Source organism: Halostagnicola bangensis, assembly GCF_054653435.1.
The window spans coordinates 2,673,583-2,689,518 of sequence record NZ_BAAIGG010000002.1 but is presented as its reverse complement, the minus strand read 5'-3'; the positions used below and the strand labels follow the sequence as shown (position 1 = coordinate 2,689,518).

At 60.1% G+C, this 15,936-nt stretch carries 20 protein-coding genes; 15 read left to right on the top strand and 5 right to left on the bottom strand.

What is annotated here, in order from left to right; translation table 11 throughout:
• The first annotated feature begins 7 nt into the window (after positions 1–7).
• Positions 8–382 carry a DUF8055 family protein gene (locus ACYQ14_RS15185; protein ID WP_459889241.1) on the top strand — a complete coding sequence of 125 codons (375 nt, stop codon included), beginning with the start codon at positions 8–10 and terminating at the stop codon, positions 380–382.
• A 25-nt stretch (positions 383–407) separates the two neighbouring features.
• On the opposite strand, the gene ACYQ14_RS15180 is transcribed toward ACYQ14_RS15185, so the two are convergent.
• From ACYQ14_RS15180 to ACYQ14_RS15170, 3 genes are all read right to left on the bottom strand, one after another.
• Complete coding sequence (locus ACYQ14_RS15180) at positions 408–638, bottom strand: hypothetical protein (RefSeq protein ID WP_459889240.1); 231 nt, start codon at positions 636–638, stop codon at positions 408–410.
• A gap of 185 nt (positions 639–823) precedes the next feature.
• Positions 824–1,495: a phosphate signaling complex protein PhoU gene (gene phoU / locus ACYQ14_RS15175; RefSeq protein WP_459889239.1), complete on the bottom strand. Its 672-nt coding sequence runs from the start codon at positions 1,493–1,495 to the stop codon at positions 824–826.
• Positions 1,496–1,688: 193 nt separating this feature from the next.
• The gene (locus ACYQ14_RS15170; protein ID WP_459889238.1) at positions 1,689–1,982 is read right to left on the bottom strand and encodes a hypothetical protein; all 294 of its coding nucleotides are present in this window, start codon (positions 1,980–1,982) and stop codon (positions 1,689–1,691) included.
• A gap of 296 nt (positions 1,983–2,278) precedes the next feature.
• Between ACYQ14_RS15170 and gfcR the strand changes: the two genes are divergently transcribed.
• The gene (gfcR, locus tag ACYQ14_RS15165; RefSeq protein ID WP_459889237.1) at positions 2,279–2,929 is read left to right on the top strand and encodes a transcriptional regulator GfcR; all 651 of its coding nucleotides are present in this window, start codon (positions 2,279–2,281) and stop codon (positions 2,927–2,929) included.
• A 216-nt stretch (positions 2,930–3,145) separates the two neighbouring features.
• Here the strand turns inward: gfcR and ACYQ14_RS15160 are convergent, their stop codons facing one another.
• Positions 3,146–4,108, bottom strand: a complete 963-nt coding sequence (locus tag ACYQ14_RS15160) for a transcription initiation factor IIB (RefSeq protein ID WP_049953109.1) — start codon at positions 4,106–4,108, stop codon at positions 3,146–3,148.
• Positions 4,109–4,268: 160 nt separating this feature from the next.
• Between ACYQ14_RS15160 and rnhA the strand changes: the two genes are divergently transcribed.
• Both rnhA and ACYQ14_RS15150 read left to right on the top strand, forming a co-directional pair.
• Positions 4,269–4,862: a ribonuclease HI gene (gene rnhA, locus ACYQ14_RS15155; RefSeq protein ID WP_459889236.1), complete on the top strand. Its 594-nt coding sequence runs from the start codon at positions 4,269–4,271 to the stop codon at positions 4,860–4,862.
• A 105-nt stretch (positions 4,863–4,967) separates the two neighbouring features.
• Positions 4,968–5,636, top strand: a complete 669-nt coding sequence (locus ACYQ14_RS15150) for a DUF7108 family protein (RefSeq protein WP_459889235.1) — start codon at positions 4,968–4,970, stop codon at positions 5,634–5,636.
• A 66-nt stretch (positions 5,637–5,702) separates the two neighbouring features.
• On the opposite strand, the gene ACYQ14_RS15145 is transcribed toward ACYQ14_RS15150, so the two are convergent.
• On the bottom strand, positions 5,703–6,062 hold the full coding sequence (locus tag ACYQ14_RS15145) for a PadR family transcriptional regulator (protein ID WP_459889234.1): 360 nt from the start codon (positions 6,060–6,062) through the stop codon (positions 5,703–5,705).
• A 200-nt stretch (positions 6,063–6,262) separates the two neighbouring features.
• Between ACYQ14_RS15145 and ACYQ14_RS15140 the strand changes: the two genes are divergently transcribed.
• The 11 genes from ACYQ14_RS15140 (at position 6,263) to ACYQ14_RS15090 (ending at position 15,826) form a co-directional block, all read left to right on the top strand.
• Entirely contained in the window at positions 6,263–6,796 is a 534-nt protein-coding gene (locus tag ACYQ14_RS15140; RefSeq protein WP_283835140.1) for an inorganic diphosphatase, read from the top strand.
• 238 nt (positions 6,797–7,034) lie between these two features.
• Positions 7,035–7,157: a hypothetical protein gene (locus ACYQ14_RS15135; RefSeq protein ID WP_459889233.1), complete on the top strand. Its 123-nt coding sequence runs from the start codon at positions 7,035–7,037 to the stop codon at positions 7,155–7,157.
• Positions 7,158–7,382: 225 nt separating this feature from the next.
• Positions 7,383–8,726 (top strand): alkaline phosphatase family protein, encoded by a 1,344-nt coding sequence (locus ACYQ14_RS15130; RefSeq protein ID WP_459889232.1) that lies wholly within the window; start codon positions 7,383–7,385, stop codon positions 8,724–8,726.
• A 72-nt stretch (positions 8,727–8,798) separates the two neighbouring features.
• Positions 8,799–9,302, top strand: a complete 504-nt coding sequence (locus tag ACYQ14_RS15125) for a DUF371 domain-containing protein (RefSeq protein ID WP_459889231.1) — start codon at positions 8,799–8,801, stop codon at positions 9,300–9,302.
• Between the two features lie 80 nt (positions 9,303–9,382).
• Positions 9,383–10,219 (top strand): endonuclease III domain-containing protein, encoded by an 837-nt coding sequence (locus ACYQ14_RS15120; protein ID WP_459889230.1) that lies wholly within the window; start codon positions 9,383–9,385, stop codon positions 10,217–10,219.
• 69 nt (positions 10,220–10,288) lie between these two features.
• Positions 10,289–10,660 (top strand): rhodanese-like domain-containing protein, encoded by a 372-nt coding sequence (locus ACYQ14_RS15115; protein WP_459889229.1) that lies wholly within the window; start codon positions 10,289–10,291, stop codon positions 10,658–10,660.
• A gap of 243 nt (positions 10,661–10,903) precedes the next feature.
• Positions 10,904–11,590, top strand: a complete 687-nt coding sequence (gene bluB, locus ACYQ14_RS15110) for a 5,6-dimethylbenzimidazole synthase (RefSeq protein ID WP_459889228.1) — start codon at positions 10,904–10,906, stop codon at positions 11,588–11,590.
• A 218-nt stretch (positions 11,591–11,808) separates the two neighbouring features.
• Complete coding sequence (locus ACYQ14_RS15105) at positions 11,809–12,951, top strand: ABC transporter substrate-binding protein (protein ID WP_459889227.1); 1,143 nt, start codon at positions 11,809–11,811, stop codon at positions 12,949–12,951.
• Positions 12,952–12,977: 26 nt separating this feature from the next.
• Entirely contained in the window at positions 12,978–14,111 is a 1,134-nt protein-coding gene (locus tag ACYQ14_RS15100) for an ABC transporter ATP-binding protein (RefSeq protein WP_459889226.1), read from the top strand.
• A 1-nt stretch (position 14,112) separates the two neighbouring features.
• Positions 14,113–15,030, top strand: a complete 918-nt coding sequence (locus ACYQ14_RS15095) for an ABC transporter permease (RefSeq protein WP_459889225.1) — start codon at positions 14,113–14,115, stop codon at positions 15,028–15,030.
• On the top strand, positions 15,023–15,826 hold the full coding sequence (locus ACYQ14_RS15090) for an ABC transporter permease (protein WP_459889224.1): 804 nt from the start codon (positions 15,023–15,025) through the stop codon (positions 15,824–15,826). The genes ACYQ14_RS15095 and ACYQ14_RS15090 overlap by 8 nt, the downstream gene beginning before the upstream one ends.
• Positions 15,827–15,936: the final 110 nt, after the last annotated feature.

The window sequence follows — 15,936 nt, the reverse complement described above, 5'->3', positions numbered from 1 at the left end:
CACGACAATGAGCCGATACGGTCCGCAAATCGCAGCCCTCGCGCGGCGCGCCGAACGCGACCGCCGGACGTTCGATCCCGAGACGGCGACGCCAGCCGACGGAGAGACGTATCTCCGAGAGGGTGCCGGCCAAGTGATCTGGCTCTACGTGGAGGCGCGAACCGGCGGTCGGCTGGTTCCGTTCTCCGAATCGGAACTGAAGGCGCTTCGCCGGGCGATGAACGCGTGGTTCGAGTGTTACGCGCGCTGTCACGGCGTCGAACTCGAGGCCGACTTTACCGTTCGAGGGGCCGCGGAGGTGCTCCTCGAGACGCGAAACGTGTTCGATACGGCGCAGTTGTTGACGCGGGTGCCGAGTCGAACGACCGCAACGAAGCGGTGACCGACGAGGGGAAGAGACAGTCTCGTTACTGCTCGTATTCGCTCGAGACGTCCTCGGAGTCAGGGTCGGGACCGATGAGCCGTTCGCCCTCGGCCTCGCGAAGGGGTTCCCCTGCCCGCATGATTTCGTAACCGAGCAGGGCGACTCCCAGTATCGTGAGGGGCGGAATCAAGAGCACAATGCCGAGTATCAGTCGCTCTCGAGGAACGAACTCGAGTCGTGCCTCGAGTTCTTCGATCACGTTTCGATCGCTCATGCGTTACCTATTCGAGCACCGAATTGATAGCTGTGTGGGATAAACGGAATTGATAGCTGTGTGGGTGAACGTGCTGGAATTAGGTCGTGTGTGCGAATCGAACGCACGATTCGAACCATCGTCAGGTGAGTGGAGATTCCTCGGCCAGGCTTGTGAACGGAAATCCGTTCAATTCGGTCGTCGCCTCAGTAGATGAGCTCGTCGTCGTTTTCGACCATGTAGACCGTCCGAGCGGCGATGTTGACCGAGTGATCGCCGACGCGCTCTAGGTCGCGAATCGTCAGGAGGAGACGCGAAACGTCCTGCAGGATCGTTTCCACTTCGTCGGGTGACTCGAGCTCGCGCTCGATCAGATCGCGAACGACGATTTCGCTCGCCCGCTCGGCGAAGTGGTCGAGTTCGTCGTCGCGGGTCGACAGGTCGTAACACGCCTCGACATTTTCGTCGTCGTAGGCCGCGATGGCGTCGTCGACCATCTCGAGGGTGAGTTCGCCCATCGCCTGCACGTCGACGTCGGGAAAGAGGTCGCGTTCTGCCTCCATGCTGTACTCCCCGAGGTTGACCGCTAGATCGGCGATGCGCTCTAAGTCGGTGATGATTTTGAACGAGGCGGCGATAAAGCGGAGATCGCTCGCGACGGGTTGTTGAAGCGCAAGGAGATCGATGCAGTCCTGCTCGAGATCGAGATACATTCGGTTGATCTCGCCGTCGCCTTTGATCAACTCCTCCGCGAGATCGTGGTCTTTCTGCTCTAGGGCGTCGAGACCCATTCGCAGCCGCTCCATGACGACCTCACCCATGTAACAGACATCCTCACGGAGTTCCGTGAGCTTCTCTTGATAAGATTTTCTGGCCATGGTTCACGGACCATTCCGGGCGGGGATATAGCTTGCGCCCGGTGTCGGTTTTTGCGTTCGAAATGGACTCTCTGCAGTCAGAATTCCTCGAGTTACTCGAAAAAACTGATCGGCGGAAGAACAGATACCAGAGCACGAGCGGCGGGGCGACGATTCCGACGAACGCGAACGCGTGGGTAGTCGCGATATCGAACTATCCGACGGTCGTGACGATCACTGCAACGATTCCCGCGAGGAACGAGCCGAGCCACCCGATCGGTCGGCGCTGGTAGACAGCGATCGAGAGCGCAAGACACGAAACGCCCACCAGCCCAAACTGGATGCCTGCGATCGTCTGCGGGCTCACACCGTCTTCGACGACGGGGCCAGCAAACTGGGAAATGAACGCGCTCCAGAACGCGAGTCCCCCGAGCCCGAACAGACCGAGGGACAACACCACGATGTCTACGGGCGGTGTTCCCTCACCGTTCCGGACCAGATTCCGCAAGGCGGAGTCGAACAGAACAGAACAGAACAGACGTTGGGGAGCTGTTTTCGATAGAGGCCCACGAAGTTACGAGTAGTTTGATACGTCTCGCTCGCGGTGCTCGTATGGAAGGATATCGATTATCGACGCTCGAGAAGCAAATCCGCTACAAGAGCGGAGCGTGATAAACACGCCGAGAGAAATCACCCCCTTCGGCGACGGTCAACGACCGGAACTTCTGTACGCGAGTTCTCGAGGTAACGGCCGCATTCGCGAATGACGATACGCCTATAAAAACGGGGCCCAAAACTCCGCGTATGAAAAACGTCGACGACCTCATCGAAAGCGCGTCAGAACTCGCGACGCGCGGCCTCTCGAAAGGCGAAATCGCAGACGAACTGAACGTCTCCCGCGAGACCGCGAGCTGGCTCGTCGAGCGGAGCGATACGGAACCGCAGCCGTCCGACTCCGGCCAGTCCAACGGCGCGACCCGAAGCGGTCCGCAGGACATCCACGTCGACTGGTCCGCCATCGGCCGCGACAGCGGCCGAATGGAGTCGATCGCGTCGGCGATGGCCGACCTCCTCGCCAAACACGGTGAAGACGTCGATCTCACGATCGGGATCGAGAAAGCGGGCGGTCCGATCGCGACGCTGGTCGCTCGAGAGCTTGAGACGGACCTCGGGACGTACACGCCGGCGAAACACCAGTGGGAGGAAGGCGACATCGACGAACTCGGCGGCATGTTCTCCCGCAACTTCGCGACGATCCGCAACCGCGATTGTTACATCGTCGACGACACCATCACGAGCGGGACGACGATGCGAGAGACCATCGAGGCCATCCGTGCCGACGGCGGCAATCCGCTCGCTTGCGTCGTGCTCGCGGACAAACAGGGCGTCGAGGAGATCGACGGCGTTCCCGTCTACTCGCTGTTGCAGGTCATCAGCGTCGGGAAGGACGACTAAACCCTCGATTTCTCGAGGATTCTCGACACCACACGGATTCGTCGGGACGCTGGGGGGTTCCGGTACGGCGCGAATTGCTTCGGCGACGCGCGCGATGCGCTATCCTATTCAGCCGTCAATGTCACCGGATTCAGCCGTCAATGTCGATCCGCGAAGTATAGACGCCGCTCTTGGGTACCCATCGCACCAGCGCTAAAAAATCGGGAGTACGGTTCGTTAGCCGTGGATCCCCATCGCTTCGATCTGTTCCTGATAGCGGTTCCGGATCGTCACTTCGGTGACCTGTGCGACGTCTGCGACCTCGCGCTGGGTCTTTTTCTCGTTACAGAGCAGTGAGGCCGCGTAGATCGCCGCTGCGGCGTATCCGGTCGGTGACTTCCCCGAGAGGAGTCCTTCCTCGGCCGTCTTCTCGATGATCTCGTTGGCTTTGGTCTGGACTTCTTCGGAGAGTTCGAGTTCAGAACAGAAACGGGGGACGTACTTTTTCGGGTCGACGGGTCGCATCTCGAGGCCGAGTTCCTGCGAGATGTATCGATACGTTCGCCCGATTTCTTTGCGTTCGACACGTGAGACTTCCGAAATTTCCTCGAGACTGCGCGGGATGCCTTCCTTTCGACAGGCGGCATACAGCGCAGACGTCGCGACGCCCTCGATCGAGCGGCCGCGGATGAGGTCTTCTTTGAGCGCACGTCGGTAGATGACCGAAGCAACCTCGCGCACCGAACGCGGCACGCCCAGTGCGGAGGCCATTCGGTCGATTTCGCTGAGTGCAAACTGGAGATTCCGTTCGCCGGCGTCTTTGGTACGGATGCGTTCTTGCCACTTGCGTAGTCGGTGCATCTGACTGCGCTTTTTCGAGGAGATAGAACGTCCGTAGGCGTCTTTGTCCTTCCAGTCGATCGTCGTCGTCAATCCCTTGTCGTGCATCGTCTGGGTCGTCGGCGCGCCGACGCGGGACTTCTGTTGCCGTTCCTGGTGGTTGAACGCCCGCCACTCAGGACCGGGATCGATTTTCTCTTCTTCCACGACGAGCCCACAGTCTTGACAGATGAGCTCACCCCGGTCGGAGTCTTTCACGAGATTATCCGATTCACACTCGGGGCAGGCACGTACCCCTTCCTGTTCCTCGGTCTCGTCCGTCTCACGTGTTCGCTCCCGCTGGCGGGTGGACCGTGTCATCGCACTTTTATAGTAGTATCACAGGCATATATAAATCCTTGGTTGGGGTTTTTTGACTATGGCTCCAAAACACCGAAATCCCCTGGTAGAGACACTCATGGACGAAGTTTACGATTCGAAACCAGAAAGACTTTATCCGGATCTGGCCGAGTTCTCACGAATGCCGGTCATCGAATGCGACGTCGAGCAGGCGCGCGAACGGCTCGAGGAAGCTGGCGTCAGCGTCGAATCCGGAAACACAGATCACGAGCGTTGGCGGGCGAGCCGCGGCGATGCGACGGGTATCGCCTACGACGACAAAGTCGTCATCCAGGGTTCGAACCCACAGGATCTCGAGTCGCTGTTGCGCGAGGGCGGCGGTCGCGCGCACGTCTATTTTGACGGCGGTGCACGGGGTAATCCCGGTCCCGCAGGAATCGGCTGGGTGATCGTCACGAGCGATGGAATCGTTGCCGAAGGGAACAATACGATCGGTCGCGCCACGAACAACCAGGCCGAATACGAGGCGCTCATCGCCGCTCTGGAGGCCGCACGCGATTACGACTACGACGAGCTACACGTCCGCGGGGACTCCGAACTGATCGTCAAACAAGTTCGGGGCGAGTACGATACGAACAATCCCGAACTCCGCGAGCGACGCGTGACCGCGCTCGAGTTACTCTCGGGATTCGACGAGTGGACGTTAGAACACATCCCTCGAGAGGCAAACGACAGAGCTGACGAACTCGCAAACGAAGCGCTCGATCAGGCCTGATTTGACTCGTCGTTTTTCTACAGATCTATTGCGACGGCGAACCACTCGTTCTCACCGACAACGTGCAACTGAAAAGCCGGCCGCCCTACTTCTCGAGTAAGCCGCATGAGTGACTCGAACGAAGACGTTCCTATCGGATCGAACCGCACTGATCACGACGGCCGGACAGAGACCGAACCGGACGAATCCACCGCGGTCGACGAAACCGAACCGCCGCTCCCGAGGTCGGTGATCGATGACGCGGAACGGCTCACCAGACTCGAGCGAAGCGCCGCCGACGAGGAGGAGGCCGCCGCGTACGAAGCCGAGCGAGAAACGCTCCTCGAGGATCGTGAGTACACCGCACGCGTCAGAACGGAGGACAACGATGTCCTCGTTCTTCACCCCGAGGAGTGGCATGACGAAGAGGCGGGCGTCATCAGAACGGACCGGATAGAGGACCTCGGACGCGCCGTCGAAATTCCGCTCGAGGGGGCCGCCGATCCCGACGACTGGGAGGCCGTCGACGCGGAAAACCGTACACTCGTCGACGACATTCGTGCCGACCACGGCGACGTCCACGGAGACAACGCGGCGATGCTCGCGGATTTTATGGGTAACCACTACGCGAAACCGATCGAATCTGCGACGGCCGCGGAGCTTTCGGAGTTCCGTACCGAGTACGTCGTTAGAAATGCGTGGCCGTCCGAAGCCCAACAGGAAGCGCTCGATCGCTCGATCGAACTCGTCTACGAAACGGCCGGGGAACCGGTGCCCGAGTATCGGTCCCGATAGTCGTCGGTACGTCGCGTCTCGTCCCGTTGGAAATCGGTGTTGTCGTTGTCTTCGACGAGGTCGTTTTCAGTAGCTGTCTTCGACGATGTCGGTGATCTCGTCCGCTCGGTCGTCGCCCGTGACGACCTTCGAGAGTGTCCAGTTGATACCGTCGAGGACGGCGTCGTAGCCGTCGTCGGTCAGCGAGTACTCGTTCGTTCGCTTGTCGAGTTCACTCTTTTCGACCAGACCGAGTTCGACGAGTTCGTCGAGGTTTGGGTAGAGTCGACCGTGGTTCACTTCGGTCCCGTAGTAGTCCTCGAGCTCTCGTTTGATCGCCAGCCCGTACATCGGCTCTTTGGCGAGGATAACGAGAATGTTGTTCTGGAACGCGGTCAATTCGCGTGCAATGCTCTGTTCGCCCGTAACTGCTTGTGCCTCTGACATAGATTTGTAAATGTCACCAGACTATTTAAGACTTGCCAACTATTCGTCCAGATAGCACAGATATACTGCCGACGACGGCAGTATCAACGTCTTTCGGACGGTTTCGTCGGCTCACCTCGTCGATTCGTCTGGTGGCCATCAAGTATAGGTTCCAGTTCGATTACGAAAGTACTTTTTGATCGACCCTGAATCGTTCCGGTATGGTAAACCTCTGGGAAGACTTAGAAACCGGACCGAACGCGCCCGAAGAGATCTACGCCGTCGTCGAATGTCTGAAGGGCGAACGGAACAAGTACGAGTACGACAAGGACGTCCCGGGCGTCGTCCTCGACCGCGTGCTCCACTCGAACGTCCACTATCCCTCCGACTACGGCTTCATCCCACAGTCGTACTACGACGACGAGGATCCCTTCGACGTGCTCGTCCTCGTTGAAGACCAGACGTTCCCCGGCTGCGTCATCGAGGCACGTCCCGTCGCGCTGATGAAGATGGACGACGACGGCGAGCAGGACGATAAGGTGATCGCTGTCCCGTCCGAGGACCCACGCTACGACCACATCGAGGACCTCGAGGACATTCCACAACAACAACTCGACGAAATCGACGAGTTCTTCGCGACGTACAAGAACTTAGAGGAGGGCAAGGAAGTCGAAACCCTGGGCTGGGAGGACCGACAGGCGGCCTACGACGCGATCGAACACGCACAGGACCTCTACGAAGAGAACTTCGCCTGATCGGACGCGGTCGTGACCGCCCACACTGCGGTCGTTCTGACGACCACAACCGACCTCGTATTTTTCGACCGGCGTCCTTCTCCAGACAGTTATCGCGATGCACCCCGAGTCGAGCACACCGGCGAGCCAGTTCTCCCCGGAAGAAACCGCTGATTCACGGTGGTAATCAACGCTCGAGCACTCATGCATTATGAGCATGGGTAATTTTATTGACTGTCGGGCCGTTGGTTTACTCGTTATGGCAGCCAAAGAGTCCCCCGTTGGATACCAGCGTTCAGACCTCGCGGAAACCGACGCCGGCGTCGGCATGGCACATCCAACCATCGTTCCGACGAACTTCGATCCGGACGTTTCCGAGTAACGCTGAAGTCGTTCGCTACGTCGCGGATGCTGCTTCGAGACGTTTTCGAGACGCCGACGTTCGATCCGGTCTATCCCTCCTTGAGAACGGAACAGTTGCCGGAGTAGCGTTCTCGCGTGTAACTGCGGTTCGCCGTTGCTCTCGAGCGTCAAAGCCCGCGTGGCCGTTCTCGAAAACAGTGTGTGGAAACGAACCTTCTTGTATGCGCTCGGACTACGACCCCGCATGGGTCTGTTTGACCGGTTACGGGGCGATGGAAGCCCTCGAGTCGCGTTTATCGGAGTTGATGGTGTTCCGTACAGTCTTCTCACGGACAACGAAGAGCGGTTCCCGAACTTTGCGGCGTTGGCAGACGACGGGACCGCAAACGAGATTTCGAGTATCGTACCGCCCGAATCCAGCGCCTGCTGGCCCTCGCTGACGACGGGAATGAATCCCGGAGAGACGGGTGTCTACGGTTTTCAGGACCGCGAAGTAGGCACCTACGATACCTACGTTCCGATGGGCAACGAAGTGCAGGCCGACCGCGTCTGGGACCGCGTCCAGGAAGAAGGGCGAAACGCGACGGTCATGAACGTCCCCGTCACCTTCCCCCCACAGCGCAACGTCCAGCGGATGGTCTCCGGATTCCTCTCGCCCGGTCTCGACAAGGCCGCCTATCCGGACGATGTCCGCGACACGCTCGAAGACTTCGAGTACCGCATCGACGTCAACCCAAAACTCGGCCACAAGGAGGACAAAGCCGAGTTCATCGAGGACGCACACGCGACGGTCGACGCGCGCTTCGAATCGTTCAAACACTACATCGAGCAGGACGACTGGGACCTCTTTTTCGGCGTCTTCATGACGACCGATCGGGTCAACCACTTCCTGTTCAAAGACTACGAGCGAGACGGCAAGTTCCGCGAGGAGTTCCTCGAGTTCTACGAGAAGATCGACGACTACATCGGGAAACTTCGCGATGCGCTCCCCGAGGACGTCACGATGATCGTCGCCTCCGACCACGGCTTTACGAGCCTCGACCATGAAGTCCACTTCAACGAGTGGCTTCGAGAGAACGACTGGCTCTCGTTTCGAACCGACGAACCCGAGGAACTCGGCGACATCACCGACGACACCAAGGCCTACTCGTTCATCCCGGGGCGGTTCTACATCAACCTCGAGGGCCGAGAGCCCCGCGGTTCGGTCCCCGAGGAGGAGTACGACGAGGTTCGCGACGAACTCAAGGCCGAACTCGAGGCTCTCGAGGGACCAGATGGCCGAAAAGTGGTCGACCGCGTCGTCGAAAAGGAAGCCGCCTTCCGCGGCGACCACGACGAAATCGCGCCTGATCTGGTCGCGATCCCATCGAACGGCTTCGACCTCAAGTCCGGGTTCAAGGCCGACTCGAATGTGTTCACGACCGGCCCCCGAAACGGCATGCACAGCTTCGACGACACGTCGCTGTACGTCGACGATCCGAACGTGACGATCGACGACGTCGACCTCTACGACATCGCGCCGACGATCCTCGACCTGATGGAGATCGAGTACAGTCGCGGCGAGTTCGACGGCGCGAGTCTCGTCTAAGCGAGAAGATACCGCAAGCGGGCACGACTTCGCGATCGATCCCATTTTCCGAGTTAAGCTGGTACGTTCGATATGAACGACTCAGTCGACGGTGGCGGGAGCGATGGCGGCAAACGGACTGACGACGAGAACGCGACGTCGACACCCCTCGAGGAGATAATCCACGCCCAGGGCCACGAACACGTCAACGCGGCGCACGCGAGCACCTTCGAGATCTCGACCGACGACTTTCTCACCCCCGCCGGCGACTGCATCCTCGCGATCGAAGCCGACCGCGCCCCGGCTGACTTCGACCCGGAATTCGTCGAGGCCTGCCGAAACTCCGAGGCGACGATCACGGTCGCCCTCGAGACCGACGGCCACCGTGATGTCGTACAGGGACGGGGCGATCCGGAACTCGAACTCTCGAGCGAACGAAGCGCCGTGGGTCGAACGAGCGACTACATCGACGAGCGGACGGTCATGCTCGGCGCGGAGCACGCGGCAGAAGGATTCGATCGAGAGCTCGTCGGTGCGCTCGCGGACGGCGCAGACGTGACCGTAACGATCACCGTTTCTCGAGGCGGCTCGGAGTAACTGGTCTCGTGGTGACGTTGTGCGCGACGTACTCGAGCGAATCCACCGGCGTTTTGCGCGCTCGACGCGTACGCGAGTGCATGACCAACGATCCGGAGCCGTCCCGGAACATCAGCGGCGGCCTCGAGGGTGGCGGTATCGCGGCAGAATTCGATCCAGCGACCGCGGACACGCGAGCGGAAGCCGTCGTCGACGAACTCGGCGAACTGTACTGGCAGAAGACCTACGGCGGTCAGGACGCCTTTATCTGTCTCGTCCGCACGATTTTGAGCCAGAACACGAGCGACAAGGCGAGCCAGCCGGCCCACGACGCGCTCCTCGAGCGGTACGACGCCGACGGCATTGACGACGATCCAGCTACCGCGTCGGATCTCGCCACCGCGCTCGCGAACGCAGAGCAGAGCGAACTCGCCGAGACGATCAGTTCTGCGGGGTTGTACAACCAGAAGTCAGAGACCATCATCGACACTGCCGAGTGGGTCGAATCGGAGTTCGGCTCCGCGGCGGCGTTCGACGCGTTCGTCAAGGACGAGCCGCCGGAGACGGTTCGCGACACACTCCTGGCGGTCAACGGCGTCGGACCGAAGACAGCCGATTGCGTGTTGCTCTTCGCCGGTGGACGAGGCGGCGTTTTTCCCGTCGATACCCACGTCCACCGCATCTTCCGACGGCTCGGAATCGCACCGCCCGACGCGGACCACGAGGAGGTTCGCGAGGTCGTCGAACGCGAGATCCCTGCCGCGAAGTGCGGCTTCGGCCACACCGCGACGATCCAGTTCGGGCGGGAGTACTGTACCGCGCGAAAGCCGGCGTGTCTCGAGGATCCGGACGCCTGTCCGATGGCCGGACTGTGCGATCAGGTCGGCGTCTACCCGGCGACCGAGGAGGTCGTCGATCCGTCCGAAGCCGTGGAGTGACGGCCGGACGGAACGGGTGAGCCGAAACGATCCTCAAGGCTTTTGGCGGTCGCTCGTCCACCTCGAGCAATGAGTAAAATCTCGCCGTCGGCGCTGGACGAGCAACTCGCGAGCGATAACGCCCCAGTGGTTCTCGACATTCGACCAGTCGCCGACTTTCGGGACGACCACATCGAAGGCAGTCGAAACGTTCCCGTCTACGGAGAGCTTCGAAACGGTGAGAGTCAGGGGTTTCGCGAACACCTCGAGGATCTCGATTCGGATCGGCGCGTCGTCACGGTCTGTAAGGCGGGGATCGTCGCCCGAAAAGCGACCCGAATTCTCGAGGACGAGGGCTACGAGTCGGAGACGCTTGCCGGCGGAATCCGCCGTTGGAAGGGCTACGAAAGCGATTCGTTCGGCTACCGGGTGCGTTCGGTACTGGGTTCAGTGCTTCCGTGAGCGCAGGCACCGTGCTTTCGTGAGCGCGGAAGCTGTATTCCGTGAGTGTGACTGGATGCACTCGGTTTGATACGGTCGGTTAACGATTTACCGGAGCAACCGCAGGACGACTCGTGGTTGCTCCGGAAATGACTGACAACCGACCGTATGACCCGACGAGCATCCTCGAGGCGCGACACTCCCCACAGCGCGATTCCACTTCGATACGACTTTCTCACCCACCGAAATTGTTCTACTGAAGGCATGGTTGAATTCACGGACGCCGACCGCGAGGCCGTTTACAAAGCGATCTACGCGCGGCGGGACATCCGCCGGTTTCGAGATGACCCGATTCCCGAACGGATTCTCGAGCGACTCGTCGATGCCGCCCACCACGCGCCGAGCGTCGGCTTCTCCCAGCCGTGGGACCTGATCATGATCAGCGACGAGGAGACGAAACGGGCGGTTAAATCGATCGCGGATCGGGCAATCGCGGCCGCCGAAGCGGGCTACAAGGAACCGCGCAAGTCCGAGTACGCCGCGCTCAAACTCGAGGGTATTCTCGAGTCACCCCTCAACATCTGTGTCACGTGCGACCCGACGCGGGGTGCGCCCCACGTACTGGGTCGAAGCTCGATGAAGCGCACGGACGTGTACTCGACGTGTCTGGCCGTCCAGAACCTCTGGCTCGCGGCTCGAGCGGAAGGCGTCGGCGTGGGCTGGGTCAGCGTGCTCTATCCCTCCGAACTACAGGAATTGCTCGAGATACCGCCCCACGTCAAACCGGTCGCGTATCTCTGCCTGGGGTATCCCGAAGCCGGCTTTCCCGAGGAGCCGGTACTCGAGACCGAGGGGTGGCGCGAGCGACTCGAGCGCGAAACGATCGTCCACGACGAGCGGTGGGAAGCGAAAACGGAACCGCAAAACGCTGCCGATAGTGCGGAACGGTAACAAGTGATTACACTCGAGCATGAGGGGGAATCACTTGTGAACGTCCCGCATCGGCAGATGACGAGCGGTATGGCCCGTAACGAGCCTAATACAGGTGTTTTGATCTGCCGATCCGAGTGTATGTGTTTTCGACCGTTCACAGGACCCAATTCGTTCGTCTGCATGCTCTTCAGACTTCACAACGGTTAAATGTATGAGTCCGGGTAAGGCTTCCTACCATGGGTGCAGACCGACAACGGGATGTCGCAACCAATGGATCCGAGTCGAAGTTAGAGTCATCAACTGAATCTGGGGGGAAAACGACGTCTCGACGCCGTCTGCTGTCGGCTACGGCAGCGGGTTCGGCAACGGCTCTCGCAGGGTGTGCGGAGCTCCTCGGCAGCACGGACCAACTGCGCGTCATGGTCTGGAGTGGAAACTACGCTGATCACTTTGAAGAAAGCGTGGTTCCGTTGTACGAGGACGAATACGATGTCGAACTCGACGTTCAACGCGGTTGGGACGAGATCCTCACCGACATCCAGTCGGCACCGGACGACGAACCGCCGTTCGACGTGACCGTCGCGGAAGGGAACTTCTACTACTACGGTCGGCAGGGCGATCTCTTCGAGCCGATTCGTGAGGAAAACGTTCCCAACGCCGACGGACTCATCGACTTCTATACGGAGATTCGAGATCCGGAGTACGGCATGCCGATCGACGGCGCGCCGTGTACTATCATCCACCGCGAAGATATGGATATCGACCCCGATAGCTGGGGCGACCTCTCTTCCGACGCCGTCCAAAACGGCGAAGGTATCGGGGTTGATACCGGCTTCTGGTGGTACCCGCTCTACGCCGCCGCGCTTGGCATGGACGAAGAAGACGGTGCCGAAGAAATGCACAACGAGGAGTACCACGACGATGTCCTCGAGGAGGTCGAGGACTGGGAGGTCGATAGCTGGGCCAGCTCCGGCGAAGACATCTGGCAGGCGTTCGAGAACGAAACGATCGACGTCGCCCAGTGGTACTACGATCAGACCGAGAACGTCATCGACGACTACGACGGGCTGACCCACACGATGCCCGAACAGACCACCGGCTGGTTCAACAACTGGTGTGTCGTCAACGGCACCGACAGACGAGACGAGGCAGAACAGTTCATCAACTTCCTTATGGATGCTGAGGTACAGTCGGAGTGGTCCGAAGAAGCGCCGCTGGCGTTCAGCAACTCGGACGTCGACTACGCCGACGGAATGGAAGAAGACCTCCCGACCACGACCGAAGAGGCGGAGAACATCGCGTTCCCCGATTGGGAGTACCTCGCCGAGCACGACGACGATCTCTCCGACGAAATCTCGAGCATCCAGCAGAGCTCCTAGACGCCGACAACCGATACCAGCAACCAATGTCAGAAATCACGCTGAGCGAACTCGAGAAACAGTACGGGGAGACAACCGCCGTGGAAGACGTTTCGGTCGAAATCAACGACGGCGAGCTGCTGTGTTTGCTCGGACCGAGCGGCAGCGGCAAATCGACCACGCTTCGAATGATCGCCGGCCTCGAGACGCCGACCGATGGGGAGATTTCCATCGGCGAAGACGACGTCACCGATCGGCCGGCCTACGAGCGCAACACCTCTACTGTGTTCCAGGATTGGGCGCTCTTTCCGCACAAGTCGGTCCTCGAGAACGTCGCCTTCGGCCTGAAGATGCGAGACGTTCCAGCCGAAGAGCGCGAGGAACGCGCTCGAGCGATGCTCGAACGCGTCCAGATGGGAAGCTACGACGACGAGGACCCGACGAACTTGAGCGGTGGGCAGAAACAGCGAGTCGCACTCGCGCGTTCGCTCGCAGTCAATCCGGACGTTCTGTTGCTCGACGAGCCGCTGTCGAACCTCGACAAACGGCTCCGTGAGGACATGCAGATCGAGCTTCGAGAGATTCACGAGGACTTAGAGGAGACGTTCGTCCACGTCACGCACGATCAGGACGAGGCCTTCACGCTTGCCGACCGAATCGGGATCATGGCCGACGGGAATCTGGTTCAGGTCGGCAGTCCGAACGAAGTCTACGAGAACCCGAAGAACCGATTCATCGAGGGGTTCCTCGGTGACACGAACTTCATCGACGGCGAAGTCGACAGAACGACCGCCGAAACCGTCCACGTCGAGACCGAACTCGGGCGGGAGATCGTTCTTCCGGCGGACCACGAACCCGACATCGCCGAGGGAGCCGAACTGACGCTCTCGCTTCGGCCAGAAATCCTCTCGATCGATCAGCCGGTGAGCGCCGAATCCGACGGCGGCCAGACGGTGCTCGCGGACGGAAGCACGACGAATGCAGTTATCGGAACCGTCGAGAACGTCCTCTATCGCGGTTCGACCGTTCGATACTCCGTCTCGGGCAACGGCACGACGATGTTCGTCGAACGAACGGGAGCGAGTACCGACGCGCTAACCGCCGGAGACGATATCCGCATCGATTGGAACGGCGCGGACGTCCTGGCGTTCCGCGCGGACGGAACGAGGGTCTCACTGTAACATGTCCGAGAGGAATTCCGTACTCCCGAGTTCGCTCGCGTCGGCCTGGGAACCGATTGCCGACCAGTCCAGATCGAACCGGGCGCTGTTGTTGATGGCGCCGCTGATCGTCTTCGAGTTACTGGTCTTCGTCGTTCCGTTTTTCATCCTGTTGCGGATCAGCTTCGCGGAGGAATCATCCGATCTGGTCTACGCCGAGGGAACGTGGACGCTTCAGGCGTACGTAGACGTCTTCACGTCCGGGCTGTTACGGAGTATCGTCGGGTACTCGTTCATGCTCGGAATCGCAGTGACGCTTGTCACCGTCGTGATCGCCATCTTCTATGCGTACGCCATCTGGCGATCGGACGGACTCATCAAGTCACTGTTGTTGTTCTCGGTGGTTCTCCCGCTGCTAACGACGCTGGTCATCAGAACGTACGCGTTCCAGCCGTTGCTTTCGCCGACGGGGACCGTCAACGAGATACTGCTCTCGCTCGGCATCATCAATAGCTCGATTCAGATCGTTCCGAGCACCGTCGGTGTCGTCATCGGCCAGACCTACATCGTTCTCCCCTACGCCGTACTCGCGATTTACAGCGTGATGGCGACGATGGACTGGCATGTCGTCGAAGCCGCGCGCGACCTCGGCGCGAGTCGACCGCGATCCGTGCTCGAGGTCGTCGTCCCGCAGGTGATGCCCGGCATAATCGTCGCGGCGGTCATCTCCTTCGCCTGGAGCGTCGGCGCGTACGCCGCGCCGGATCTGCTCTCGAACAGCATCTCCTTTGCGATGCAAGTCGAGGGCCTGATGCTCTCGGGGCTCCGGTATCCGCTTGCGGCCGCGTTCTCGGTCGTGATGCTCGTGTTGATGCTGGTCTGTATCGGCGTGTTATTTGCCGTTCTCAACCGCTTCGGAGGTGACTTCGAACTTGCATAGAGAAACGTTCGAAAACGTGGCGTTCCGCGCCGGATACCTGGCGTTGCTGGTATTCATGCTACTCCCCTTGCTCGTGGTCATCGTGACCTCGTTCTCCGGATCGGGTCGGATCGCCTTCCCGCCGGATAGTTTCTCGCTCGTATGGTACGGGGAGTTCTTCGAGAGCATCCGCTGGCTCAATGCGTTCACGAATAGTCTCATCGTCGGCTTCGGGACCGCGCTGGCCGCGACGGTACTCGGGGTGATGGGCGCGTTCGGACAGGAGATAGAGGACGGATCCTTCGGTAAGCTCCTGGCACCGCTCGTTCTCATCCCGCTTTTGATCCCGCCGGTCATCCTCGGGATCACCCTGTTGATGTACTTCAACGAGGTCGGCCTTCGCGGATCCTACGCGAGCATCGTCCTCGCTCACACCCTGTGGGCGACGCCGCTCGTCTACTTCGTCATGCGATCGGTGTTCAGTCGATTCGACTGGCAGCAGTTAGACGCGGCACACGACCTGGGAGCCGGTCCGATCCGGTCGTTCGTCCAGGTCGTCCTGCCGAACGTGAAACATGGAATCTTCGTGGGCGCACTGCTCGCCTTTATCATCAGCCTCCAGGAGTTCGTGATGGCGCTGTTCCTCTCGACGCCGAACACCGAGACGATCCCGGTGTTGGCCTGGACTGAAATCCGGCAGGCGCTGGATCCGATGGTGAGCGTCGTCTCGACGTTCCTGATCCTGATCTCGGTTGGGGCCATCGTCGTCGCCGTTATCGCGACGAACCTCGAGTGGCTGTCGAAACAGCTGTCCTGATCGACCGCTCCAGGTCGCTCACTTTTTTCCGAAGGGGCTCGTTTCCCTCGAGTTGTTCTCTCACGTCTTGGTACGTTCGGGAGAGAGAGAGACGCCAGCGGAAATTGGTC